This window comes from Paraglaciecola sp. 2405UD69-4, from assembly GCF_047525415.1.
Taxonomy (GTDB): domain Bacteria; phylum Pseudomonadota; class Gammaproteobacteria; order Enterobacterales; family Alteromonadaceae; genus Paraglaciecola.
The window spans coordinates 1-26,139 of the sequence record NZ_JBLIXM010000002.1; the positions used below are offsets into that span (position 1 = coordinate 1).

Annotated in this window: 21 protein-coding genes and 5 tRNA genes; 12 read left to right on the forward strand and 14 right to left on the reverse strand. The window is 38.8% G+C overall.

Annotated features, from left to right (window positions below; genetic code table 11):
- Nucleotides 1-167 precede the first annotated feature (167 nt).
- The 4 genes from ACMUMK_RS06530 to ACMUMK_RS06545 all read right to left on the reverse strand — a co-directional run bounded on the left by ACMUMK_RS06530 (nt 168) and on the right by ACMUMK_RS06545 (nt 565).
- Nucleotides 168-242 (reverse strand) — tRNA-Gln (locus tag ACMUMK_RS06530).
- Between the two features lie 43 nt (nt 243-285).
- Nucleotides 286-360 (reverse strand) — tRNA-Gln (locus ACMUMK_RS06535).
- Between the two features lie 16 nt (nt 361-376).
- Nucleotides 377-461 (reverse strand) — tRNA-Leu (locus ACMUMK_RS06540).
- A 27-nt stretch (nt 462-488) separates the two neighbouring features.
- A tRNA-Met gene (locus ACMUMK_RS06545) sits at nt 489-565 on the reverse strand.
- A 296-nt stretch (nt 566-861) separates the two neighbouring features.
- Here ACMUMK_RS06545 and ACMUMK_RS06550 point away from each other — a divergent pair.
- Nucleotides 862-1,842, forward strand: a complete 981-nt coding sequence (locus tag ACMUMK_RS06550) for an alpha/beta fold hydrolase (protein ID WP_414701374.1) — start codon at nt 862-864, stop codon at nt 1,840-1,842.
- Nucleotides 1,843-1,964: 122 nt separating this feature from the next.
- On the opposite strand, the gene ychF is transcribed toward ACMUMK_RS06550, so the two are convergent.
- From ychF to lolB, 7 genes are all read right to left on the reverse strand, one after another.
- Nucleotides 1,965-3,056 (reverse strand): redox-regulated ATPase YchF, encoded by a 1,092-nt coding sequence (ychF, locus tag ACMUMK_RS06555; RefSeq protein ID WP_414700339.1) that lies wholly within the window; start codon nt 3,054-3,056, stop codon nt 1,965-1,967.
- 88 nt (nt 3,057-3,144) lie between these two features.
- Nucleotides 3,145-3,729 carry an aminoacyl-tRNA hydrolase gene (gene pth, locus ACMUMK_RS06560; protein WP_414700340.1) on the reverse strand — a complete coding sequence of 195 codons (585 nt, stop codon included), beginning with the start codon at nt 3,727-3,729 and terminating at the stop codon, nt 3,145-3,147.
- Between the two features lie 5 nt (nt 3,730-3,734).
- A complete protein-coding gene (locus tag ACMUMK_RS06565) occupies nt 3,735-4,367 on the reverse strand; it encodes a 50S ribosomal protein L25/general stress protein Ctc (protein WP_414700341.1) in 633 nt (210 codons plus the stop codon).
- A 362-nt stretch (nt 4,368-4,729) separates the two neighbouring features.
- The gene (locus tag ACMUMK_RS06570) at nt 4,730-5,677 is read right to left on the reverse strand and encodes a ribose-phosphate pyrophosphokinase (RefSeq protein WP_414700342.1); all 948 of its coding nucleotides are present in this window, start codon (nt 5,675-5,677) and stop codon (nt 4,730-4,732) included.
- Nucleotides 5,678-5,729: 52 nt separating this feature from the next.
- Nucleotides 5,730-5,804, reverse strand: a tRNA-Gln gene (locus tag ACMUMK_RS06575).
- Between the two features lie 9 nt (nt 5,805-5,813).
- The gene (ispE, locus tag ACMUMK_RS06580; RefSeq protein WP_414700343.1) at nt 5,814-6,692 is read right to left on the reverse strand and encodes a 4-(cytidine 5'-diphospho)-2-C-methyl-D-erythritol kinase; all 879 of its coding nucleotides are present in this window, start codon (nt 6,690-6,692) and stop codon (nt 5,814-5,816) included.
- The gene (gene lolB / locus ACMUMK_RS06585) at nt 6,677-7,297 is read right to left on the reverse strand and encodes a lipoprotein insertase outer membrane protein LolB (RefSeq protein WP_414700344.1); all 621 of its coding nucleotides are present in this window, start codon (nt 7,295-7,297) and stop codon (nt 6,677-6,679) included. The genes ispE and lolB overlap by 16 nt, the downstream gene beginning before the upstream one ends.
- Nucleotides 7,298-7,434: 137 nt before the next feature.
- Here lolB and hemA point away from each other — a divergent pair, with 137 nt between their 5' ends.
- From hemA to ACMUMK_RS06615, 6 genes are all read left to right on the forward strand, one after another.
- Nucleotides 7,435-8,694 carry a glutamyl-tRNA reductase gene (hemA, locus tag ACMUMK_RS06590; protein WP_414700345.1) on the forward strand — a complete coding sequence of 420 codons (1,260 nt, stop codon included), beginning with the start codon at nt 7,435-7,437 and terminating at the stop codon, nt 8,692-8,694.
- Nucleotides 8,695-8,728: 34 nt separating this feature from the next.
- The gene (gene prfA, locus ACMUMK_RS06595; RefSeq protein WP_414700346.1) at nt 8,729-9,814 is read left to right on the forward strand and encodes a peptide chain release factor 1; all 1,086 of its coding nucleotides are present in this window, start codon (nt 8,729-8,731) and stop codon (nt 9,812-9,814) included.
- Between the two features lie 17 nt (nt 9,815-9,831).
- A complete protein-coding gene (prmC, locus tag ACMUMK_RS06600) occupies nt 9,832-10,704 on the forward strand; it encodes a peptide chain release factor N(5)-glutamine methyltransferase (RefSeq protein ID WP_414700347.1) in 873 nt (290 codons plus the stop codon).
- Between the two features lie 97 nt (nt 10,705-10,801).
- On the forward strand, nt 10,802-12,346 hold the full coding sequence (locus ACMUMK_RS06605) for a DUF3369 domain-containing protein (RefSeq protein WP_414700348.1): 1,545 nt from the start codon (nt 10,802-10,804) through the stop codon (nt 12,344-12,346).
- A gap of 82 nt (nt 12,347-12,428) precedes the next feature.
- Nucleotides 12,429-12,803, forward strand: a complete 375-nt coding sequence (locus ACMUMK_RS06610; protein ID WP_414700349.1) for a SirB2 family protein — start codon at nt 12,429-12,431, stop codon at nt 12,801-12,803.
- A gap of 105 nt (nt 12,804-12,908) precedes the next feature.
- The gene (locus ACMUMK_RS06615) at nt 12,909-13,727 is read left to right on the forward strand and encodes a SirB1 family protein (RefSeq protein WP_414700350.1); all 819 of its coding nucleotides are present in this window, start codon (nt 12,909-12,911) and stop codon (nt 13,725-13,727) included.
- Here ACMUMK_RS06615 and argJ read toward each other — a convergent pair whose 3' ends face one another.
- Nucleotides 13,728-14,972: a bifunctional glutamate N-acetyltransferase/amino-acid acetyltransferase ArgJ gene (gene argJ, locus ACMUMK_RS06620; RefSeq protein ID WP_414700351.1), complete on the reverse strand. Its 1,245-nt coding sequence runs from the start codon at nt 14,970-14,972 to the stop codon at nt 13,728-13,730.
- A 260-nt stretch (nt 14,973-15,232) separates the two neighbouring features.
- Nucleotides 15,233-20,233 (reverse strand): EAL domain-containing protein, encoded by a 5,001-nt coding sequence (locus tag ACMUMK_RS06625; RefSeq protein ID WP_414700352.1) that lies wholly within the window; start codon nt 20,231-20,233, stop codon nt 15,233-15,235.
- Between the two features lie 192 nt (nt 20,234-20,425).
- Between ACMUMK_RS06625 and ACMUMK_RS06630 the strand changes: the two genes are divergently transcribed.
- Nucleotides 20,426-20,845: a hypothetical protein gene (locus ACMUMK_RS06630; RefSeq protein WP_414700353.1), complete on the forward strand. Its 420-nt coding sequence runs from the start codon at nt 20,426-20,428 to the stop codon at nt 20,843-20,845.
- A gap of 27 nt (nt 20,846-20,872) precedes the next feature.
- On the opposite strand, the gene bioA is transcribed toward ACMUMK_RS06630, so the two are convergent.
- Complete coding sequence (gene bioA / locus ACMUMK_RS06635; RefSeq protein WP_414700354.1) at nt 20,873-22,150, reverse strand: adenosylmethionine--8-amino-7-oxononanoate transaminase; 1,278 nt, start codon at nt 22,148-22,150, stop codon at nt 20,873-20,875.
- Nucleotides 22,151-22,264: 114 nt separating this feature from the next.
- Here bioA and bioB point away from each other — a divergent pair, with 114 nt between their 5' ends.
- From bioB to bioD, 4 genes are read left to right on the forward strand one after another with little or no spacing between them, the layout of a single operon-like run.
- On the forward strand, nt 22,265-23,395 hold the full coding sequence (gene bioB / locus ACMUMK_RS06640; protein WP_414700355.1) for a biotin synthase BioB: 1,131 nt from the start codon (nt 22,265-22,267) through the stop codon (nt 23,393-23,395).
- Complete coding sequence (locus tag ACMUMK_RS06645; RefSeq protein WP_414700356.1) at nt 23,395-24,567, forward strand: aminotransferase class I/II-fold pyridoxal phosphate-dependent enzyme; 1,173 nt, start codon at nt 23,395-23,397, stop codon at nt 24,565-24,567. The genes bioB and ACMUMK_RS06645 overlap by 1 nt, the downstream gene beginning before the upstream one ends.
- 8 nt (nt 24,568-24,575) lie before the next feature.
- A complete protein-coding gene (locus ACMUMK_RS06650) occupies nt 24,576-25,412 on the forward strand; it encodes a methyltransferase domain-containing protein (protein ID WP_414700357.1) in 837 nt (278 codons plus the stop codon).
- Between the two features lie 3 nt (nt 25,413-25,415).
- Nucleotides 25,416-26,132: a dethiobiotin synthase gene (gene bioD / locus ACMUMK_RS06655; RefSeq protein ID WP_414700358.1), complete on the forward strand. Its 717-nt coding sequence runs from the start codon at nt 25,416-25,418 to the stop codon at nt 26,130-26,132.
- Nucleotides 26,133-26,139 lie beyond the last annotated feature (7 nt).

Consider the following 26,139-nt stretch of genomic DNA (forward strand, 5'->3'; position numbering starts at 1 on the left):
ACAGCGTCGACAATTTGTAATTTAAAGCCTAATGAATAATCTCGTTGTGTTCGTTTAAGCGGTGTATTATTTGACTTGGTCATAATAAGTCCTAAATGTGTAAACACATTTCAGGACGAGACAAAAGAAACAAAAAAGCCTGCGTAAATAACGCAGGCTTTTTAATATGGCTGGGGTAGCAGGACTTGAACCTACGAATGGCGGGATCAAAACCCGCTGCCTTACCACTTGGCTATACCCCAAGAGAGTAAATGAATAATATAATTAACCATTTACTTTAAAAAATGGCTGGGGTAGCAGGACTTGAACCTACGAATGGCGGGATCAAAACCCGCTGCCTTACCACTTGGCTATACCCCAACAATACTGTACAAAATGGTGCGGAAGGAGAGACTCGAACTCTCACGCCGTGAAGCACTGGAACCTAAATCCAGCGTGTCTACCAATTCCACCACTCCCGCATACTTCTATCTTATTTAAGATAAAAGTGGTGGCTACAGCGGGACTCGAACCTGCGACCCCATCATTATGAGTGATGTGCTCTAACCAGCTGAGCTATGTAGCCACTTAATCACTCCGTCTCCGAAGTGGCGCGTATTATGCTGATCTTACTTTTTGTCGTCAACCGTTTTATTACAATAAAATGTTCGTTTGGCTAGATACTAAGCAACTTAGTGATTTTAAGTAGAAATGTTGTTCAAATTCTCCAAAAAACTCTGTGATTAATCTTATTAAAACTAAGTTTGAAAGCAAATAGCTCTCTTAAATTTATTTAATCATACATAATATTTCAAAAGTTTTTTGAACCGTAAGGAAAATAAAATGTTTAAATTTCGTGCAGTGATAGTATTAATTAGTTTTATGTTTGTGAGTCTTTCTATCGTTGCAAAGGCCAAAGAAGAGGATCTCGATAAAAATTATGACTTGCTCTTAAGTGATTATGACTACAGCTTGGCTGTTAATAACATTGAATTACAGTCACAGGGGCAAATATTAAAGATGTCGTACAGTTATATTCCTCCTAAAGGAAATAACCCTGTAATTACATTACTTCATGGTAAAAACTTTATTGCTGATTATTGGACAGGTACTGCAAATTATTTAAGTCAGCTAGGGTATGGGGTGTTAATGCCTGATCAAATTGGGTTTGGTAAGTCTTCAAAACCGAAAAATTATCAATATTCTTTTGCTGGCCTGGCTAGTCATACAAAAAGTTTACTGGACAGTCTTAATATTAAAACGTCCATAATTCTAGGACACTCTATGGGTGGCATGTTAGCCAGTCGTTTTGCATTGATGTATCCACAGACTACGCAAGAGCTGATTTTGCTCAATCCAATAGGCTTAGAGAATTATCTTAGCTATGTAGAATATAAAGATACCAATTTTTTCTATCAAAATGAGCTAAAAAAGACAGCGCAAGGCGTAAAGAGCTATCAGCAAAAATTTTATTACGATGGCCAGTGGAGTGAGCAATATGCAGCACTAACTGATTTCATCGTGGGGCAAATCAATAATGCAGATTATAAAGATGTAGCTTGGGTAAATGCTAAAACATATGACATGATTTTCACTCAACCAGTGGTGACTGAGTTTGGCGATTTTTCTATGCCTGTAAGTTTAATTCTAGGTACAAGGGATAGAACAGGACCTGGGCGTAATTGGAAAAAGCAAGGGGTGGATTATGAGTTGGGCCGTTATGATAAGTTAGGTAAAACAGTCATGAAGCTCATTCCCAATGGGACATTATATGAAATGGAAGGGCTAGGGCACTTACCTCATATAGAGGATTTTGATAGGTTTACTCAAGTGTTAAATAAAGTCCTTAAGAGTGGCAACTAAGGCATAGAAAATTCTGCAATCAATTGTTCCCCTTGATAAGTTTGAAGATCGCGCTGATTACAAAAAAAGCCCGCAAAATAGCGGGCTTAGTGATTTTCTAACTTTTTACTAGTTAACGTAATTTACACATTAAATCTAAAATGGATAACGTCACCGTCTTTAACTATGTAGTCTTTACCTTCTAGGCGCCATTTCCCGGCGTCTTTAGCACCTTGTTCGCCATTAAATTCAACAAAGTGCTCATAACCTATGACTTCTGCTCGAATAAAGCCTTTTTCAAAATCGGTATGAATTACACCTGCGGTTTGTGGGGCAGTCGAACCTTCTTTGTATGTCCAAGCACGTACTTCTTGAACACCTGCGGTAAAGTAGGTATTTAGTGCAAGGAGTTCATAGCCACTACGAATTACACGGTTCAAGCCTGGTTCTTCTAGGCCCATATCCGCCATAAATTCAGCTTTTTCTTCTTCGTCTAGCTCGCCTATTTCTGCTTCTATTTCAGCACATACAGCAACTACAACAGCGCCTTCAGCATCGGCTATTTCACGTACCTTGTCTAGGTATGGATTGTTTTCAAAGCCATCGTCATTTACGTTTGCTATGTACATAGTAGGTTTTAAAGTCAGATAGTTCATGTAGCTAATTAATTTTAGCTCATCTTTATCTAACTCTAATGAACGTAATAATTCACCCTCGTCTAGGTGTGGTTTGATTTTTTCGAGTACTTTAAGCTCTGCCTTAGCATCAGCATCACCACCTTTAGCTCGCTTAGCAACGCGAATTAAGGCTTTTTCTGTGGTGTCTAAATCTGCAAGTGCTAGTTCTGTGTTGATGATATCTATATCATCCTGTGGGCTTACTTTACCTGCCACGTGTACTATGTTTTCGTTGTCAAAGCAGCGCACTACATGACCAATAGCATCAGTTTCACGAATATTGGCTAAGAATTTATTGCCTAAGCCTTCGCCTTTAGAAGCCCCTTCAACTAGACCTGCTATATCAACAAACTCCATAGTAGTCGCAATGGTACGCTTAGGATTCACTATGGCTGCTAACTTGTCTAAGCGCAGATCTGGAACAGGAACCACGCCAGTATTAGGCTCTATGGTACAAAATGGGAAGTTAGCTGCTTCAATACCAGCTTTGGTTAAAGCGTTAAAAAGTGTTGATTTACCAACATTAGGTAAGCCGACTATGCCACATTTAAAACCCATTTTGATTTCCTCGTAATATATGTGTTTTAGTTAAAATATTACTAACTAAAATTAAATTTTTGTCACTGATTAATAACCAACGTTAAAACTATAACGCTTTAAAAGAGTGCAAGCGATTCATTGCTTTTTTCAAGTCATCTTTAATTAATATATCTAGACACCTTGTGGCTTCATCGATTGCATCTTCAATTTGTTGCTGTTCTTTTTGTGGAGCTTTACCAAGCACATGACCCGTTACTCGGTTTTTATCACCAGGGTGACCAATACCAATTCGTAGTCGTAAAAAGTCTCTTTGATTTGCCATTTTGCTGACAATATCACGGATACCATTTTGACTGGAGCTGCCACCGATTTTAAATTTTGCTACGCCAGGAGGCATATCTAGCTCATCAAAAGCAACCAGTAAACTTGATAGTGGTACACGATAAAACTTTGCCATAGCTGCTACAGCTTGACCGCTTTTATTCATGTAGGTAGTTGGGATAAGAAGACGTACATCTTGTCCACCAATCGAGATACGACCGGTATAACCATAAAACTTGTTTTCAAGCTTTAAGGAACAGTTATAACTTTTCGCCAGAGATTCAACAAACCATGCTCCAGCATTGTGGCGGGTGTGCTGATATTCGGGGCCTGGATTACCCAGGCCCACAATTAACTGAATATCAGTCAAGCAACTTATTCCTCTGTTGCTTCTTCAGCTGAATCATCTTCTTCAGCTTTAGGGCCTTTTGCTATTTTAACAGTTACAACAGCTAAATCGTGTGATTCACCTTTGTTTAGTTCAAGCAAAGAAACGCCTTCAGGTAGTACTAAGTCAGTTAAATGTAGCGTTTGACCTAATTCTACGTTTTGTAGATCAACTTCGATGTACTCTGGTAAGTTACCAGGTAAACAACTAATTTCTACGTCAGCCATGTGAGTTTCAGCATGACCACCTTGAACTTTAACAGCTTCTGCAGTTTCTTCATTTATGAAGTGAAGCGGTACATTAGTGTGAAGTTCTTTATTTGCATCTACACGTAAAAAGTCAAGGTGCATAATTAGAGGTTTAAAAGCATGACGTTGCATGTCTTTAACTAATACTTCAACGCTTTCACCTTCAATGTTTAAAGTTAAAACATGAGAGTAAAAAGCTTCAAACTCTTGCGCTTGAAATACTTTGTTATGAGTAAGTGTTAAAGACTTGGCTTCTTTATCAGCGCCATATAAGACAGCAGGTACTTTACCAGCATGACGTAGGCGGCGGCTCGCACCTTTCCCTAAATCAGTACGGATTTCTGCGTCTAGTGTAAAAATTCCATCAGACATTGTGGTAACTCCAAAATAAGTAAATGTGTGTAGATTTTTGCGACCAAAATCTACGCTTATAGTAAGGTTTCGCGTTAGAAACTTACTACCCCCATAAATTAGGGCGGCGCATGTTAACATTGGCACCGCTTACGGACAAGTAGAACCTAAGATTAAATGCTTTATTTCTTTAGGCAGTGGGGCTTACAGCTTGTCATTATTAACTTAACTTGCTGAAAGAGATTTAAACACAAGTTAGACAAATAAAAGATTGAACCGAAATCGTAGAAAGGGAGGCAAGCATATGACTGTTTTCTTGGTGTCGAAAAAAAAAGCCGCTGTTAGGCAGCGGCTTTGGTGGAACTACTTAGATTAAAATATTGTTAATATTCAAACATTGCAGAGATGGACTCTTCATTACTAACACGGCGGATGGCTTCAGCTAGCATGTTTGAAAGAGTAAGTTGTTTGACTTTAGATATGGCTTTAATTTCATCACAAAGTGGAATGCTGTCAGTAATGATAATTTCGTCAATAACAGAATCTCTGAGGTTTTGCGCTGCATTTCCAGAGAAAATTGCATGGGTTGCATAGGCATAAACATTTTTTGCACCGTGGGCTTTTAATGCTTCTGCGGCTTTTGCCAGCGTACCGCCAGTATCAATCATATCGTCAACGATAATACAATCTCGGTCTTGAACGTCACCTATAATATGCATCACTTGCGCAACGTTTGCTTTAGGGCGACGTTTGTCGATGATTGCAAGATCTGTATCATTCATAAGTTTTGCAAGGGCACGAGCACGTACTACACCACCAATGTCCGGAGATACAACTACTGGGTTGTGAAAGTCTCTTTGGCGCATATCATCTAATAAGATAGGTGTACCAAAGGCATTATCTACTGGTACATCAAAGAACCCTTGAATTTGCTCTGCATGTAAGTCTATGGTTAACACACGGTCAACGCCTACATTGGATAAGAAGTCAGCAACTACTTTTGCTGTAATTGGAACACGGGCTGAACGAACTCGCCTGTCTTGACGTGCATAACCAAAATAAGGAATTACAGCTGTGATACGACCGGCTGATGCGCGGCGAAATGCATCAATCATAACAATCAATTCCATTAGATTGTCATTAGTAGGTGCACAGGTTGATTGTACGATAAATACGTCTGAACCACGTACATTTTCATGTACTTCGACACTTATTTCTCCGTCGCTAAAACGTCCAACACTCATGTGTCCTAGTTTAGTATACAATCTGTCAGCAACTTTTTGAGCTAATTCAGGTACTGCATTTCCAGAGAAAATTTTCATATCCGGCACGGTAAAACCCTCGGTGCGTATTAATAGGCGCGTTCCCTATTAATAATAAAATTGGCTGGGGTAGCAGGACTTGAACCTACGAATGGCGGGATCAAAACCCGCTGCCTTACCACTTGGCTATACCCCAATTAAACGATTAAATGTGTGCTTGGATTTGGTTATGTAAAGGAGATGAATCCACCCCTTTTGCAACGAAGCTTGTCATTTTATTTGGCAATAACGATTGAACATGTAGTGCATCTTTCTTATGTTCAAACATGGCAAATATACAAGCACCAGTACCGGTCATCCTCGACGGCGCGTATTCTAACAACCACTGTAATGCGTTTGCAACATCCACATGCCTTTCACAAACCAATTTTTGACAATCATTTCTAGTGTTTGAAAATTGATATTCTGAAAAATCTATTTTTGGTGTATTTCTGGGCAAATCTGGATCTTTAAAAATGTCAGCTGTTGACACATGACAATTGGGAAATACCACTAAATAATAACTACTTGGTACAGATGTAAAGTTGAGCTTCTCCCCAACGCCTTCAGCAAAGGCTGTTTTACCATAGATAAAAATGGGAACATCAGCCCCAAGTGATAGTCCTAATTTAGCAAGAGTGTCTAGATCAAGATTGCATTTCCAAAGGTGGTTTAGCACTAATAGGGTAGTGGCTGCATTGGATGATCCTCCTCCAATTCCCCCTCCCATGGGTAACTTTTTCTTGAGATAAATGGTGCAGCCGAACCTCTCAGCTTCTGGCGAGGGCGCTGTTTGCTTCAATAGTAACGCAGCTTTTATTATCAGATTGTCACTGTCTGGCACGCCTTCTATTGGGTTGGCTAAGTGGACTTTCCCAGAATTATTTACCTCAAAGGCTAATTCATCACCAAAGTCTAATAACTGAAATAAACTCTGTAATTGATGATATCCATTTTCGTATTGTCCGTTAATGTGTAAAAAAAGGTTTAATTTAGCGGGGCTGGGCCACCATGTTAATTGTTTAGTTTTTAATTCAGTGACCATGTGTTGACCTTAATTAAAAGTTGGCTACCAGAAGAATGATTATTTAATGTGATTTTGTGAGGCAACCATACGCCCTGGACGCTTTGGTAATCGTCGTAGTCTATAATCCAATTTTCACAAAGGGTACATTTGGGAATAGCCTGTGTCACCCAACCTTGCTCGCTAATAATCACTTCATCATTTAATTGGTACTGTCCTTTAACCCAAATTTTTAAGTTTTCAATGGGTAGTTCCCACCCAGTAATACGCGATATTAAACTGCTAGCACTAGTATCTGTATAGGTTTCATCGTCTGTGGTGATAGTTGCAAAACTTTCATTTCCTGACATTTTAAGAATGGATGTACCTATAATACTGGTTAAATTTAGTTGGTAATCAGAAACGTTTTGGTTCCAACGAAAGTTCGCGCTTTGCTTTTTGGATTGACTTTTAAAGCCAATTTTGCCTTTTATTAACCAGTTATTTTTTGTAGATAAGGTTACTTGATGATTATCAACATAAAGGTCTTTAGTTGGCTGAGTCGCGCAGCTTGTTATGACTAAGGTAAGCAGTGTAACAACAAGGTATTTAGAATACCGATTGGAATAATTGATTAAAGTTTGCACTTTTAAATAGGGCTCTGAGTATATTTGAGTGAACTAATGGGAACATACTTAGCACACAGCTTTCAATATTTATACCTTTTGCGTACAATGCCGCCCTAAATTCACTTTACGTACTTTTTAGTTTATCTATACATTTCATGACCCTTATTGCTTTTGGTATTAATCATAAAACAGCGCCAATAGAGTTGCGTGAGAAAATTGCGTTTTCTCCAGATGCTATTGTTGAAGCATTAGGTTCGTTAGAGGTTCAGACTGGTGCCGCTGAGTCAGTAATTGTCTCAACCTGTAATCGTACTGAAGTGTATGCGCAGCTTGAGCAGCCAAATAAATCCTTTATTGCTACTTGGTTAGCTAAATTCCATGGCGTAAGTGAAGTAGATGTAGACAAAAATAGCTACTTTTATACAGAACAAGATGCTGCCGAGCATATTATGCGCGTGGCATGTGGACTTGACTCCTTAATGTTAGGTGAGCCTCAAATATTGGGGCAGATCAAACAGGCTGTGACCCACTCAAAGAATACTGGGGTTATTAAAGGAAGTTTTGACCGACTCTTTCAACATACGTTTTCGGTTGCTAAAAGAGTTAGAAGTGAAACCGACATCGGTGCCAATGCAATTTCTGTGGCTTATGCATCAGTGCAATTAGCAAAGCATATCTTTTCTTCTTTGAAAAATAGCCGTGTTTTACTGATTGGAGCAGGGGAAACTATAGAACTTGTTGCCAAGCATTTAAGTGAACAAAACGTAAAATCTTTAACCGTAGCCAACCGAACTTTAGCCCGTGCCCAAGCATTGGCGGAGCCATTAGGGGCATCGGTATTAACCCTAGCGCAAATTCCTGCACACCTGAAAGATGCAGACATTGTATTTAGCTCAACGGCTAGCCAACTGCCTATTTTAGGGAAGGGATTAGTGCAACGGGCTTTAAAAGAACGTAGGCACAAACCTATGTTTTTGGTTGACCTTGCTGTTCCACGGGATGTGGAAGGTGAAGTTGCCTCCCTTGATGATGCCTATTTGTACACAGTAGACGACTTACAACAAATAGTTGAGCAAAACCTTGCAAATAGGCAAGATGCGGCAGAAATTGCACATCAAATGGTACAAGAGCAAGCGCAGCAATTTATGCGCTGGCAACAAAGCCAAGCCTCTATTGATTTACTGAAAAACTTTAGGCAGCAAAGCGAGTTACAGAAAAGTACGCTAGTAAGTAAAGCCTTGAATCAGTTGGCTGATGGTAAAAATGCTGAAGATGTTGTTCTTGAGTTAGCCAATAAATTAACGAATAGTCTTATTCATGCGCCTACCAAGGCTTTGAAAAAAGCAGCAAGTGAGCAAGACACAGAGCAACTATCCATATTAAAAGACGCTTTAGCGTTAAATAAACAGGATTAATTAGCGGCAAAGTATTCCCGCTTACAGGAAAATAATGAAAGAATCGGTACAACGAAAACTAGAATCTTTAATCGAGCGCTTTGAAGAAGTTCAAGCACTACTTGGTGAAGCTGAGGTTATTGCAGATCAAGATAGATATCGGGGTTTAACGAAAGAATATTCACAACTTGAAGATGTAGTGAAGTGTTTCCGTGATTATCAACAAGCTCAGCAAGATTTTGAGTCAGCTCAAGAAATGATGCAAGAAGATGATCCAGAAATGCGAGAAATGGCGCAGGAAGAATACAAAACAGCGAAGCAAGATATAGAAGACTATACTCAGGCGCTGCAAATATTATTGTTGCCAAAAGATCCTAATGACGATAGCAATTGCTTTGTTGAAATACGCGCCGGCGCAGGTGGTGATGAAGCCGCCATTTTTGCAGGGGATTTATTTCGTATGTACAGTCGCTATGCAGAAAAACAAGGTTGGAAAGTAGAGCTTGTGACTGCTAATGAAGGTGAGCACGGCGGCTACAAAGAAGTTATTGCAAATATTCTAGGGGATGGCGCTTACGGTATTATGAAGTTTGAGTCTGGTGGCCATAGAGTACAAAGGGTACCTGAGACTGAATCACAAGGCAGAATTCATACATCAGCTTGTACTGTTGTGGTTATGCCCGTGGTTCCAGAGTCAGAAGCTATAGAAATCAATAAAGCTGATTTAAAAATAGATACCTTTAGGGCATCTGGTGCAGGTGGTCAGCACGTTAACAAAACCGACTCGGCTATACGTATTACCCATAATCCGACGGGTATTGTAGTTGAATGTCAAGATCAACGCTCGCAACACAAGAACAGAGCGCAAGCAATGGCAATATTGCAGTCACGACTAAACCAATTAGAAGATGAAAAGCGTGAAGCAGAGGAAACGTCTACTCGTCGAAACTTGGTTGCCAGTGGTGATCGTTCTGAGCGTATTCGTACATACAATTTCCCTCAAGGTCGGGTAACCGATCACAGAATAAACCTTACTCTATATCGCCTGGATGATGTAGTTGCTGGGGATCTAGGGGCAATACTTGAGCCTATCAGGCAAGAGCATCAAGCAGACTTGTTAGCATCATTGTCTGATGAATAAATATCAGGCTTCTTAGTTTGTTAGAGGCTGGCGTAACAATAGAAAAGGCCCTTGCTTGGGCCAGAACTATCTTAACCGAGAATCAGATTAGTGATGATGGCGTACACGATTCCGCTGCCATAGATAGTAAAGTGTTACTTTGTGCTGCATTAGGTTGTGAGCAAGTTTATTTGCATACTTGGCCAGATAAAGTACCCAATAAAACCCAAATTCAAACGTTCCAACAGATGATCGAGAAACGAATCTTAGGTTATCCTGTTGCTTATATTATTGGATTTAAAGATTTTTGGTCTTTGCGTTTAGCAGTGTCAGAAGCCACCTTAATACCCCGCCCAGAAACAGAGCTTTTAGTTGAACTTGCTCTTAATCTTGCACTACCAAATACATCCCAGGTATTAGATCTTGGAACAGGGACAGGCGCCATTGCTTTAGCCTTAGCAAGTGAGCAAAGTAAATGGTCAGTAACAGGGTTAGATAAAAGCCATGATGCCGTTAACTTAGCCAAGAAAAATGGCAAAGACAATGGATTACCAGAGGTGGAGTTTATTCAGAGTAATTGGTTTTCCTCGCTGAGTTCAGAGAAAAAGTTTGAACTGATTGTTACTAACCCTCCTTATATAGAAACTGACGATTATCATTTAAAAATGGGTGATGTTCGCTTTGAACCTGCTAGTGCATTGACTTCGGGGGAGGATGGCTTAGATGACATTCGCTTCATTATCCATGAAAGTGTGAACTTCTTAGTTAAAGGAGGTTGGCTGTTAATCGAACATGGCAATAGGCAAGGAGACAGAATTGCGGATTTGCTTGTATCTAAAGGCTTTTCTAATGTTAAAATTGAGTATGACCTCAATGAGCACGCACGGGTTACCATGGGACAATTTATTTAACTAAACAAAAGAAATGTAACAAAATGTAGGCTGGGGATTGTTTGTTTTCTATTAGTTGACTATGGTAGGTAAGTGTTTGTTTTAATGAGTAAACAAAATGTCAGACGAAATATTTTTCGCGGAAGACGACTTTGAAGAAGTAAAGCTCCACGGTTCATGGAAAGTGTTAATTGTTGATGATGAGCCAGAGATACATGCGGTAACTAAACTTGCCCTTGGGGATTTTGTTTTTCAAGACAAAAAAATTGAATTTATAAGTGTATTTAGTGGTGCTGAAGCTAAAAAAGCATTTATGGAGCACGACGACATCTCTATGGTTTTATTAGATGTTGTCATGGAAACAGACGATGCTGGGTTAATTGTTGCGGATTTCATCAGAAATGAACTTAACAATCATTTTACCCGCATTATCCTTCGTACAGGTCAACCAGGACAAGCTCCAGAGCGAGATGTAATTGTTAATTATGATATTAACGACTACAAATCGAAAACTGAACTTACTGCGCAAAAGTTATTTTCTGTTGTTATTTCAGCGCTCCGTTCTTATCACGATATTAATGTAATAGAAGAAAGTAGAAAAGGATTAGAAAAGGTCATTACTGCTTCTGCTGATATCTTTAGTTTACAATCTTTTGAGAGCTTTATTGAGGGAATAATGCAGCAATTGTCTTCTTTGTTAGGAGGGACGAAAGATGTTGCATATCTAACTTCTGCTGTAATGGGCCCTAATCCAATTGACCAGTACAACTCAAGAGAGTTGTTTGTCTTCACAGGTAAAGGTGAATACGAAAATAAAGAAGGGCTAAGGTTAGAGCAGGTCATAAGTGGCCCTCGATTAAAGTCTTGTTTGTTAGCGTACACAAATAAAAGCCTAATTTATGAAGAAGAATATATGGTGGCTTATTGTGATAGCAAATCCAAAAGGGGATCTATTCTTTACCTGTCTGGATTACCTTCAAAGTTAAGTGCAAACGACAAAAAATTAATAGAACTTTTTTCTCACAATGTACAAATAGCCTTTGACAACATCTTGCTAAATAAAGAGCTGCAAGATACGCAACAAGAAGTAATTGAGAGGCTAGGACAAGCTTTAGAGAGTCAAAGCGAGCAAGGTCGGCATATTCTTAGGATTGTTAAAATTAGTCAGTTATTAGCCCGAGAAGTAGGTCTTTCAAAGGAAGAAACTGAAACCCTAGGTTTGGCTGTACCTTTACACGATATTGGCAAGATCAAAATACCAGAACATATTCTTTTAAAAGATGACAAGTTAACCCCAGATGAGATTGAAGTTATAAGGGAGCATGTTGATTTTGGCTATAATTTATTGAAGGGGTCAAATAGGCCATTAATAAAAGCTGCCGCGTTAATCGCCAGAGATCATCATGAGTTTTGGGATGGAAATGGTTATCCCAGAGGAAAGTCAGGTGACAGTATCCATATCTTTTGCCGAATCACTTCCTTAGCGGATGCTTATGATGTTATGAGACATAAACATAGCTATAAAGACGCCTGGTCACCTGAAAAATCTCTCAGCATAATTTTAGAGCAAAAAGGTAAGCAGTTCGATCCTGTTTTAGTCAGTCTATTTGAGAAAAATATTGATACAATAGAAGACATTATTACCTTGTATCCAGATCACTAAAAACCTTAAATGCTGTTTTAAGTACACTAGGTGAACTGAATTTATACAAGGTCAATTGTTTATCACTTTAAAAGGCACATCTATGTACGAAATTGTAAAAATCACTCATATGTCAGCAGTATCCTTGAGTGTTTTATTGTTTTTATTCCGCTTTATTCTCACTTTAATGAAGTCAGATAAATTACAACAAAAATGGCTAAAAATTCTACCGCACATTGTTGATACTGTACTTATAGTAGCTGCTATTACCTTATGTATTCTAATTAAGCAGTACCCAATTGTGGATGCTTGGGTTACAGAAAAGCTAATGGCATTGATTATGTACGTATTTATGGTGGCTTTAGCATTAAAGTCACAGCAAACTTGGTTAATGCGAGGTGTAGGCCTAGTGGGAGCCTTGAGTTGGGTAGCATACGCTGGCTTTGTTGCTGTTACTAAGCAGCCGTTAATTTTTTAATGTTGTGGCGTAAATCATTATTTAAAAAATTCTAATAATTTTAGTAAAGGTCCCCCTTTAGAAACCGATAAATAAGATAGTGAGTTTTTAGTTGGGGGGGATCTAGTGAAAGAATTACAGCAAGCTATTGGAGAGCAAGATTGTTTTCTTGCTGGATTGCAAGTAGCCGCAGAGTTTCAAAAAAATATGAGGTGCGTACCTTATTATCAGCAACAAATGTCAGAATGGCAGGCAGATGCAAAGTTATATCTCAAATCATCTGATGTAAATACCGCTAATTTAACTCGTCTTATAGAGTTCTTTTTCGTTGAACTCGCCTTTAGTGGTAACGAGAAACATTACTTTTCAAGCCAATGTAGTTTAATTAACAAAGTGCTCGAATATCGAACGGGTATGCCGGTAAGTTTAGCTATTGTTTTTCAATCATTGGGAAGAGCGCTAGGCTTTGACATTCATGGTGTAAATTTTCCAGGCCACTTTTTGATTAAATGTAAATTCAACAATGAGCCGACTGTATTTGTTGACCCTTTGAATGGGAAGCTACTTAATCGAGATGATTTACATACATTGTATTTTTCAATCTTAAATGAATTTGAAGATGAGGAAATGCCAGAAGAAGCCTTAAGTGAGGCTTGTTGTGAAGAGACGCTGGTTAGATTGTTACATAATTTAAAAAGTGCATATATTTCAGAAAAAAAATATGAAGAAGCACTAGGGGTAGTAGAAACCTTAGTTCAGCTTTGTCCTAATGATCCTTATGAAAGAAGAGATAGAGGGTTTTTACTACACCAGCTAGATTGCACCCAGGTTGCTATTGCTGACTACCAGTATTTCATTCGGCAATGTCCAAAAGATCCTGCCACGCAATTGCTGCAAGCTCAGCTACAACAGCTAACTGAGCAAGCACAAGTGGTACTACATTGATTATGTTCTATATTCGGCATTGATTCGTACATAATCGTAGCTAAAGTCACAGCTCCAAATTGTGGCATTTTCGGTGCCTCTATGAAGTACGACACTAATGTCTATTTCAGCCTCATTAAGTATTTTTTGGCCAGCCTCTTCTGTGTAATTCGAGGCTCTTCCGCCGTTCTCAGCTACCAAAACATCACCAAAAAACAGTTGAATGTTATCAACATCTAAATCTATCAAAGACTCACAATCACGTGAAGCGTAGCCTATCGCAGCTAACACTCTGCCTAAATTAGGATCAGAGGCAAACATAGCGGTTTTTACAAGTGGGCTTTTAGCTATCGCATAACCAATAGCTTTTGCTTCATTGTTGTCCTTTGCAGCGTTTACATTTACGGTAATAAACTTAGTTGCGCCTTCACCATCTCGTACAATAGCTTTGGCTAGATATTGTGCTGTTTCTAATAAGCCATTGAAAAGAGCTTTGTATTCTGGCGAATCAGCAGTTGTAATTTCAGTGTTACAGGCTTTACCTGTTGCCATAATAATAAACGAGTCATTGGTCGATGTATCACCATCTACCGAAATACAATTAAAGGACAAGTCAGCAATTTCTTTTGTCATTTTATCGAGAAGGGGTTGAGAAATAGCTGCATCGGTGGCGACAAACCCTAACATGGTAGCCATGTTAGGATGGATCATTCCAGCTCCTTTTGAGATACCGGTAATTTGAACTCTTTTTGGCCCAATAGTTATTGAAGTGGCATAGGCTTTAGGCGCTACGTCAGTTGTCATAATGGCCCAAGCTGCTTCTTTCCAAGCGTCTGCACTCAATCGATTAACTGCTGGTGCTAAACCTGCCAATAACCTGTCCATGGGCAAGTGTTCTAGAATAACGCCGGTAGAGAAAGGCAGTATCGAGCTAACTGGTACGTTTAGTAAGGATGCTAAATGTTCACAGGTATTTATTGCGTCATTAAACCCTTTTTTACCAGTACCTGCGTTAGCGTTACCTGTATTAATGACTAAGGCCTTAATCTGCTTTGAAGTTTTTAGGTGTTCTTTGCAGATATGCACAGGTGCAGCACAAAACCTATTTTGGGTAAACACCCCTGATACTCTAGTTTCATCTTCGAGCTCTATGATTAATATATCTTTGCGGTTAGCTTTTTTAATGTTGGCTTCGGCCCAACCTAATCGAACTCCAGGTACAACTGGTAATTTTTGGTCATCAATAGATGGTAAATTTACTGGCATGGTAATTTAAATAAGCTTAGTGATTTATTGCCGCGATGTTACTTTGCTATGAATTAATATGCAAAAAATATGAATAGATTAACTGACTCATTTGGTGTGATAAAAGTATTGGTAGGAGAGTGACTTAGATCATTAATACTGACTTTGTTGTATGAAAAACAGACGTTTAAAGAGCGTTTAAATTTACAGCGATAAAAGGCGTGATAATCACAGAGATCTAAATCACGCCTTTAAATAATGAATAGGGGACTATGTTGCCGCTATTTCAGTTTTAGGTAGCCGTATAGCTCATCTATAGGTACTGGTTGATGGAAATAAAAACCTTGTACATAATCACATCCATGTTGAGTTACAAACTCAAGCTGCTCTTTTGTTTCTATACCTTCAGCTACTGTCTTTAAGCCTAGGGCTTTAGCAATTGAAATTGTTGCCTTCACAATTTCTTCTGATTTATCTAACTCGCCAATTTTAGAAATGAAAGAGCGATCAATTTTCAACATATCAAATGGTTTATTGATGAGGTAGCCCAAATTAGAATAGCCTGTCCCAAAATCATCCATAGAAAACGCCACATTTAAACTTTTATAGCGATCCAAATATTTAGTATTTTTATCATTTGAAACAATCACTTTTCTCTCGGTGATTTCTAGAGATAGCGAGCTTCCACTTACTTCAAGTTGCTGAAGTTGCTTTTTGAAGGCATGAAATAACCCATCACACTCAAGATCTTTTAAGGAGTAGTTAATTGAGATTTTGCATTCATACTGATAGGTGTTTCTTAAGTGTTTAATGGTATTCATTACTTCAAATACAACAAAGCTGGTAATCTCAGTAATTAAATCTGATTCTTCAGCTAAGGGAATAAATCTGTTGGGCATCACTAACCCAAGTTTTGGATGATTCCATCTAATGAGGGCCTCGAGGTGTTCAGTCTCTTGGGTTCTCAAATTAATAATAGGTTGGTAGTAAACCTCGAATTCATTTTTATTTAGCCCTTCTCTTATTAATGTCTCCATTGAGGCCTTTTCAAAGGCAAAAGTAGAGAGCTCTTGAGATATAAACCTGTGAGTATTTCGACCATTTTCTTTGGCGTCATACATGGCTATGTCAGCTTGGCGAATCAACTCATCCGCTGAGTGTCCGTCAGTTGGGTAAATGCTAATCCCTACACTCGCTCCTACCGTTATTTTGTGATTTTCAACGATTATTTCTTCTTTTACCGATCGAATTAAGTTTTCTGCAACTTTAGCTGCACTTAAAGCAGAGTCTAAGTCTTGTACAATAATGATAAATTCATCACCACCAATACGAGCGATTGTGTCAACTGATCTCAATACACTGGTAAACCTTTTGGCGACTTCTACTAAAATAGCATCACCAACATTATGTCCTAAGCCGTCGTTTACTATCTTAAAGCGGTCTAAATCAATGAATAGTATGGCAAGTTGTTTTTTAGAGCGACGAGATTCCTGTAGGGCGTGTTCTAATCTATCTGCAAACAGGGTACGGTTTGGTAGCCCAGTTAATGCATCATGATTTGCAAGATATTTAATTTTATCTTGGGATTGTTTGATAACTGAAATATCCGTTAAAACACCAACATATTGAATGATCTCTCCTTGGTTATCTCTGACGGCACTTATATTTAAATAAACTGGAAAGAAGTCACCATTTTTCGCTTTATTGATTATTTCTCCAGACCAAAAACCACTTTGAGTATAAGTTCGCTTCATTTCGCTATAGAAAGCAGGGGAGTGTTGGTTAGAGCGCAAAATTTCAATTTTTTTGCCTTTTATCTCATCAATTTTATAGCCAGTTATGCTTTCAAAGGCAGGGTTTACGTTGATAATGTGCGACTCTTTATCTGTAATAACAATACTTTCTTGGGTGGTATTAAATACCATCTTGGCTTGGATACTGTCTAAATTTACTTGCTTTTGATGGTCAATGTCTTCGATAACAGAAATAAAATAAAGTGGCTTGTCACCATCCCTCACTATAGCTACATATAACATGGCCCAAAATAAGGTCTTATCTTTTCGGTAGTAGCGCTTTTCCATCTTGTAGGAGTCTCGTTTTCCATCAAGCAACTCCTTAAGTAGTTCCATATCTTGGTTTAAGTCCTCAGCGTAGGTAATATCCTGAAAAGTAAGAGTCAATAATTCTTCAGACGAATAATTCAGCATATTTGATAAAGTGCTATTTACAGATACCCATTCTCCGTTTAAGCCAACATGAGCAATTCCAATATTGGCGTTATCAAAGGTAGTTTTGAATTTCTTTTGACTTAATGATAGTTCGGCTAACGCTTGCCTTTCTTTGGAGATATCAGTAGAAAAAGACCATATTTGGGTATTACCAAGCTCATCATTACTTATGTAATCTTCCACTTTAAGGGTTGTTATTTTATCTGGTGTGGGTTCAAGCTTAATAATATAAGGTCCAAATTTTCCTTTTTCTATTAACTCTCTTTTTCGGTTAGAAAAATTTGGACTTTCATGATGGGAATATAATTCCACTAAGTTTTTGGCAAGTAGTTGTTCTCTTGTTAAACCAGAAAATGTTTGTACAGCATGGTTAGTTTTTAAGATCAAACCGTCAAGGTTGGTAATGATAACGCCATCATTTATGTTTTCTAAAACAGATTCATAACGTCTATTGAGGGCACTATTCTTCTCTTTTATTTCGTAGTTTTCATGGAATATTTCTTTGAGCTCTGCATAAGCAGCCTGAAGCTCTTCATTTGTTGATTGAAGTTCTTCGTTACTGGTTTCCATTTCTTCATTTGTCGCTTGCAGTTCTTCATTGGCACTTTGCAGCTCTTCATTTGTAGCTTGTAACTCCTCATTGGATGTTTCGAGCTCTTCAACCAGAGTTTGCATATGCTCCCTAGTTTGTTTCAACTCAAGTTCAAGCTCTTGAGTTGATGAAATATCAATTTCATTGGTACTCGTTCGAACAATCGGTAAATCACTAGAACATATACTTTGAAAGTAAAATATGTACATCTGATTACGACCATTTAATACTGGGACTAGATGTATTTTTATAAGCCTTGCTTGGCCATTTTTATTGGGAATAGAAATATAGTTACTGGAACTTATTCCTGCCTCTTTTTTTGACGTGCTAAATAGTTTACGAAGGTCAATGGCTAAACGTGAATCAACGATCTTGTATAAATTATAGGAGACAAAGCCCTCTGGAATTGAGATAAAGTCAATATTCCCTTTTTTGTACACCACGTCTAATTGTTCGTTGGTGACTATCAAGTCAGGCATTAATAGCTTGGCAGCTTCATTGATAATTGTTTGTTGAATGGGTGTATCCTCGGCACTGACAACCTGAACCTCGGAAGTCTTATTTACATATTTGGGTGGTTTAACAGTAATAGCTGAATAGTTCTTACTGGTATCTGCAACGGTTTTGAATAGTTTGTTAGGTTTATCTATAGGCGCAAAAATGTGTTCAAAGTTAGTGGCGTTTTCAGATTTTCCTAAAAACAGTAAGCCGTTGGTTTTTAGGGCGTAGTGAAACGCTGGCATAATCCAATTTTGTGCGTCTAGGTTAAAGTAGATTAACAGATTTCGACACACAATAAGATCCAAATCCTTAAATGGGGGATCTGACAATAAGTTGTGATAGCTAAATATAATGCTTTGTTTTATATCTTTTTTTATTTCAAATTCATCACTATTAATAACGAAGTATTCTTTTATATGAGCTTCTGACACGTTAGCCGTTGAGGCTTCACTATAAATACCTTGTCGAGCTATTTTTAACGAATTTTCATCAATATCTGTGGCAAAGATTGTTAGCTGAGGGGGATTGTTTCGCTCACAAAGCAACTCTTTCACTATAATGGCAACTGAATAGGCTTCTTCCCCTGTTGAGCACCCTGGCATCCATACTCTTAATTCTTTTGCGTCATGCGTTTCATTGAGGTAGGTATTTAATGTGTTTTCTAGAGATAAATAGGCTTCTTTATCTCTGAAAAAACTGGTGACTCCAATTAAAATATCGTTGTAAAGTAAATCAACCTCTTTTTCGCTGCTTTGAATTAACTGCACGTATTCAACTAGCGTTTTTATCTTTAGTGCTACCATTCTCCTTTCTATACGGCGGCTGATAGTAGCTTTTTTATAAACCGAGAAATCTACATGTTTTATTTTGTATAATGCAGCAAAAATAGCGGAAATATGATCGTTTTCAGGGCTCACTTGGTGCTTTTTAAGGACTTTATTCCTAGGGAAGTTGGCTAACGCAACTAATTCCTCACCAATTTTTTCTGCTTCAATAAGAATATCTACAACTGAGCCATTAATGGCAGCCATTGGCATACCATCGTATTTTGCAGTGCTAGGCTTTTGCACTATCGTAATGCCGCCTTCTGAATTAATTGCTCTCATACCTTGGCAGCCATCAGAGCCAGTTCCAGATAATATTATACCTACGGATCTTTCTTTCTTTTCTTTAGCAATAGATATAAATAACTGATTAACAGAAGGTTTAGGTAAAAAAGAATGCTTTTCTGGTGCAGATAAGATGATTTGATTAAGGCTATTTATCTCGACATTCTTGTTTTGTGGTGTCACATAGATTACGTCGCTTTCTAGAAAGTGCTCATGCATAGCTTCCTGTACTTTTAACGCACTTTCCCTCGCTAGTAGGTCTACTAGCATAGTGTTATGTTTTGGGCTTAGATGTTGAGCAATAATATAGGCGGTGTTGTTATTTTTAGGTAAGCCACTAATGAGGGTTGTAAGGGCTTCTAACCCTCCAGCACTTGAGCCTATTCCAACAACCATTAGTTGATTTGTATTGTCTGAGTATATCTTTTTGTTTTCTGCTGCTAATTTAGGAAAGGGAAGCTGGGTACTCGAGTCAACTAGTTTGTCACCAGATAAAACTTGATTAATGATATGGAGTAACGTTTTATCATCTGCTGGTTTAGCTACCAATCCATTAATTTGCTCTTTGATGGTGTCTAGGATGAAATCCTCTTTTACAAAGGCACTGAATAAAATGACCGGGACTGTTTTGTTAGTTTTGCGTATTTCTTGAATTAACTCTGGCCCATTCATATGCGGGAGTGTTATTTCGGTTATGACTAGGTCTGGCTTATGGCTATTAAACTTGGTTATGCCTTCAAGGCCATTTGATGCTTCTATAACATGGTTAAAAACTGAACTAAAAAGACGAGAGTAAACTTTACGTATTTCACTGTTATTCTCAATATAAAGAATTGTCACTTCATCCATCATACTCAATCACCCTGTAAATTTACTTCCATTAACTTGAAACATAACTAAAATGCCATCTAATAACAATTACTTAGTTGTTTTTATCTTTTTAAATTTAGATGTTTTTTTGGTGTCTAAATTACATAAGTATTCATATCTAATGATAGGTAGAATTACCTGTAGTGGATAATTTTATTTCCTATGGAGATGAGCATGGCAAAAACATTAACTAGTGACAGAATAATTACATTGACTACATTAGTTTCTCCAATCGATAAACGCACTGGAGAAACAAGTTTTTCAGAGTTTCTAGAAGAGAAAGTATCAATAGATGATTACAATGGATTGATGATTTCACCAAGAATTTCTGCTCAAAACTTTCGGCATCGTATAAGTGAACCAGGTTACTTTAGTGATTGGCATATGGCAGGTGATGCAACCATGATTATTATCCGAACTGGAAGCTTACGTTTAGGGTTACGTTCTGGTGAGCATAAGCTATTTTGTGCCGGTGATGTGTTTATCGCAAAAGATTGCCTGCAGCCAAACGAACAATTTAATTCTAAAGTTCATGGACACACAGCAGAAGTCATAGGAAATCAAACCTTAATGGCGGTGCACGTAAAGCTTTAATACGTAGCTTGTCATAGCGTGTCATGATTAGAGCTCATTTAACACGCTATAAATGCTTTGTGTGAGCTGTCTTAATTGCTCTGGTGTTATAATGTAGGGGGGCATAATATAAATTAACTTGCCAAAAGGCCTTATCCACACCCCTCGTTTCACAAACTCTTTTTGAAGCTTCGCCACATCAACGCTCGTTTTAGTTTCTACAACTCCTATTGCACCTAATACTCTTACATCAGCTACCGCGGCCAGTTCAATACATGGGGTGAGTTCTGCTTTTAATTGAACTTCTATAGATGCCACTTGAGTTTGCCATTTACCTTGCTGCAATAGTGATAAGCTAGCATTGGCCACTGCACATGCAAGCGCATTTCCCATAAAGGTTGGGCCATGCATAAATACACCAGGCTCACCTTGGCATACACCTTGTGCGACATCTTCCGTGCATAAGGTGGCAGCTAAGGTCATATATCCTCCTGTGAGGGCTTTACCTATGCACATAATATCTGGGCTAATATCAGCATGTTCACAAGCAAACAGTTTGCCAGTACGGCCAAAACCTGTAGCTATCTCGTCACAGATTAAAAGGATATTATAATCATCACATAATTGCCTACAGCGCTTTAAGTATTCTGGATGATAAATACGCATGCCACCGGCATTTTGGACTATAGGTTCAATAATGAGAGCGGCTAGCTCATTGTGGTGGGCAGAGATTAACTGCTCAAGTGGCTTGATATCATCCTCATTCCAGTGTTTGTCAAATCGTGTCTGTGGAGCCGGTGCAAAAATCTGCTTCGAAAGCGCATCAGAAAATAAGCTGTGCATACCATTAATAGGATCGCATACTGACATTGCCGCAAATGTATCTCCATGGTATCCATTACGGGGGGTAATAAATTTATGTTTATGGCTGTTGCCTTGACATGCCCAAAATTGCAATGCCATTTTCATTGCTACTTCAACAGACACAGAGCCAGAGTCAGCTAAAAATACTCTATCTAAACCCATAGGGGTGATATCGATTAACGAACGGCACAGTTCAACAGCAGGCTGATGGGTCAAACCACCAAACATTACATGAGAAAAGTTGTCTACTTGGCTTTTTACGGCCTGATTAAGTCTTGGGTGGTTGTATCCGTGTATTGCAGTCCACCACGAGGAGACACCATCAACTAAGGTTTCACCGGATGATAAATGTATATTTACTCCGTCGGCCTTTTCTACTGGGTAACAAGGTAGGGGATTAATAGCTGATGTGTAAGGGTGCCATACATGTTCTTGGTCAAAGTTTAAATCTTTGTTGTTCAATATTTCTTCGCTTGTAAAGTTTGATTTTTAAAATGAATTGACAATGGGTCTGCAATACATAGACTAAGCGCCAGTTTACGCAGTGTAAAGCTAAAATATTCTAAAGGATAATTTATGTCTACAACATCACATTTGGGGTCCTCTTCACATACAGCTGCCAGCTTTGCAGGTGAGGTTCGTCATGATTGGACGATTAAAGAGGTAAATCATTTATTTGCTATGCCTTTTAATGATTTGATGTTTCAAGCGCAAATGATCCACAGACAACATTTTGATCCAAACCAAGTGCAGGTAAGTACTTTGCTATCAATAAAAACGGGCGCTTGCCCCGAAGATTGTAAGTATTGTCCCCAGAGTGCTCGCTATGACACAGGGTTAGAAAAAGAGCGGCTTTTAGAAATAGAAAAGGTCATCCAACGTGCCAAAGAAGCTAAAGCTGCAGGCTCTACGCGTTTTTGCATGGGCGCTGCGTGGCGTAACCCAAAAGATAGGGATATGCCTTATGTGACCGAAATGGTCAAAGAGGTTAAAAAACTTGGGTTAGAAACCTGCATGACATTAGGTATGTTGAGTCGAGAGCAAGCTTTAGGGTTAAAACAAGCTGGACTTGATTACTACAATCACAATCTAGATACATCGCCTGAATTCTATGGAGACATAATAACCACGCGTACCTATCAAGATAGATTAGACACCTTAGACAATGTCAGAGAAGCTGGTATGAACGTGTGTTCTGGCGGTATTGTTGGAATGGGGGAGACCTCTACAGACCGCGCTGGTTTATTGACTCAGTTGGCTAACTTAGCGCAACACCCTGAAAGTGTACCCATTAACATGTTAGTTAAAGTTAAGGGGACGCCAATGGAAAATGTTGAAGACTTAGATTACTTTGAATTTATTCGTACCATAGCGGTTGCGAGGATCATGATGCCTAAATCTTATGTGCGTTTATCAGCAGGCCGAGAAGCTATGAATGAGCAAATGCAAGCTATGTGTTTTATGGCTGGGGCAAATTCAATTTTTTATGGCTGTAAATTACTGACCACCTCTAACCCAGATACCCATGAAGACGTTATTTTATTTAAAAAGCTGGGTATAAATTCGAAGCAAACAAGGGAATATTCAGACGAAGCTCATGAGGCTGCACTGTTTGAAGAAATTGAAGACAAGTTTTCAGAAAATAAAGTGACAGATGATTTATTCTACGATGCAACAGCAAATCAAGTGGATACAGTTACCAGCTAATGGCATTTAAATTTATCACTGAGGCGATGACGGCTCGATTGCAAGATGGGTTATATCGTAAAAGAGAAGTTGTCGAGGCTGCAACTGGGCCACTTATCCAAGTTGGCGGTAAACATTACATTAATTTTTCAAGCAATGATTATTTAGGAATGCGTCGCTCTTCTGTGGTGATGCAGGCTTGGGCAGATGGTTTAGCAGAATTTGGTGCAGGCAGTGGAGCATCTCCCTTAGTAACTGGATATACAAGCGCCCATCAAGCCTTGGAGGTATACCTAGCTGAGCGCCTTAATCGTGACAGGGTTTTATTATTTAATTCTGGTTTTTCTGCAAATCAAGCTATATGCCAAGCTTTGTTTGGTCATAGTAACTCAAAGGCTGCTGATACGATCATTTCAGATAAGCTTATGCATGCTTCTTTTATTGAAGGGGCTCAAGGTGTTAACGCTACACTGACCCGTTTTAAACACAATAGTATTTCCCACCTAAAAACCTTACTAGCTAAAGCCAATACAGAAAATACCTTAGTCGCAACCGAAGGTGTGTTTAGCATGGATGGTGACCAAGCCCCTTTAATAAGTATTGTTCCTTTAATTGATAATCACTCTGCTTGGCTTATGGTAGATGACGCCCATGGCTTTGGCACCTTAGGGAAGACGGGCTTAGGTGTGGTGGAAAAACTGGATCTTTCACAGCAGCAAATCCCTATTTTAATGGGTACATTTGGTAAGGCTGTAGGTACGGCCGGTGCATTTATCGCGGCCAGTGAAGAGCTTATTGAGTACCTTATAAATTTCTCTCGTCACTACATTTATAGCACCGCTATGCCAGCGGCGCAGGCTTATGCCACATTAATGAGTTTACAAGCTAAATTAGCAGACGAACGTCGCCAAATACTTAAGACAAGAATTACCCTATTTAAAGAATTAGCGAGGAGTGCAGGGCTAACATTAATGCCTTCAGATACGGCTATTCAGCCCGTTTTGATTGGCGAGCCGCAAAAAGCCTTGGCAGCAAGTGAGAGGTTGAAGAACTTAGGCCTGTGGGTGTCTGCTATTCGATATCCTACGGTTCCAAAGCATACAGATAGATTGCGTATTACCATAAGTGCATCCCATGATGAGAGAGATATTCAGGCATTGGTAGATGGCTTACAGCTTTGTTTATTGGGCTGAATAAACTCGTGAACCTTACTGCAAAATATAAATCCCGTATTGCAAAGCAATTTAGTCGCGCGGCGCATACATACAATAGCGCTGCTGATGTTCAGTTAGATATTGCTTTTGATGGCTTAAATATGCTGCCTAGTGGAAGTAGTTTAGGGCTCGATATTGGCTGTGGTACTGGCCGAATTAGCCAGCAACTGATAGCTAAATGTAACAAAGTGATCGCTATGGATTTAGCCTATGGAATGCTTGAATATGCAAAGCAGGAGAGTGCTAAACATAAGGATTTACACGGAACAAAGTCAATTCAATGGTTACAAGGGGATGCAGAGCAACTTCCTATAGCAGATAAGTCTGTTGATCTGGTGTTTTCATCTATGGCTTTGCAGTGGTGTAGCAATGAATTTGAAGCATTATCTGAAATCAGTCGTGTTATGAAACCTGGTGCTACTGCTATTTTGGGAATTATGTGTGCAGGCTCTTTTCATCAATTAAATGATAGTTGGCTAGAAGTGGATGAGCACCGCCATACAAATGAATTTAAATCAGCAAGTTGTTGGTATGAGGCAGCAAAGGCCCAAGAATTATTGGTTACTACAGTAGACAAAGAATATATAACTTGGCATCAAGACATTAGAGGGCTTTTAGCGTCTATAAAATCCATTGGAGCAAATGTTGTTTTACCTAAAATCAATAGTTCTACTGAGGTTTTAAATAATTCAATACAGGGGCTTAAAGCCCTTAACCGTGACACAATCGCCCGATTAGAATTGGCCTATCAGATGAAATACTCAGAAAACTCACAGTTACCATTGTCTTATCAGATCAGCTTTTTACGCTGCGTAAAGCCCTAAGGAATGATTTTGAAAGATTTAACTTCTAGATGTCGTACTTTTTTCGTCACAGGCACAGATACCGAAGTAGGAAAAACATTTATTAGTGCCGCATTGTTGCAAGGGTTGGCAGATAAACACTACAAAACTGCTGCCTATAAACCTATTGCGGCTGGGTGCTCTATGATAAAGGCAGGCCTTCGCAACCAAGATGCATTAACACTTCTTGGTTGTTCTACTCTCGAGTTAAGCTACAAGGAAGTTAACCCTATTGCGTATGAACCCCCAATAGCGCCACATTTAGCCGCTGCAGCAATAGGAGCTAGCATTTCACTTGAGCTAGTCAATGAAGGCTTAATCCATTTGTTAGATAAAAAACCAGATGTTTTATTAGTCGAAGGGGCTGGAGGTTGGCGTTTACCTCTTGGCCTAGATTCAGATAGTAAGCCAAGGTATTTATCTGAATTTGTAGTTGAGAATAACTTAGCTGTGATTTTAGTGGTGGGAATGCGGCTTGGCTGTCTTAATCATGCAGTGTTGACGGCAGAGTCAATACAACAAGATGGTTTAAACATAGCAGGGTGGGTCGCTAATCTTATAGACCCTGATATGCCAATGCTAAATGAAAATATCAACAGCCTAAAGACCTTAATCAATGCGCCATTTTTAGGGGCGGTGCCACAGGTTTCAGAGCCTCAGTCTGCAGTCGCATACCTAGATTTTTCAAGCCTTAATTTATAACTATTTT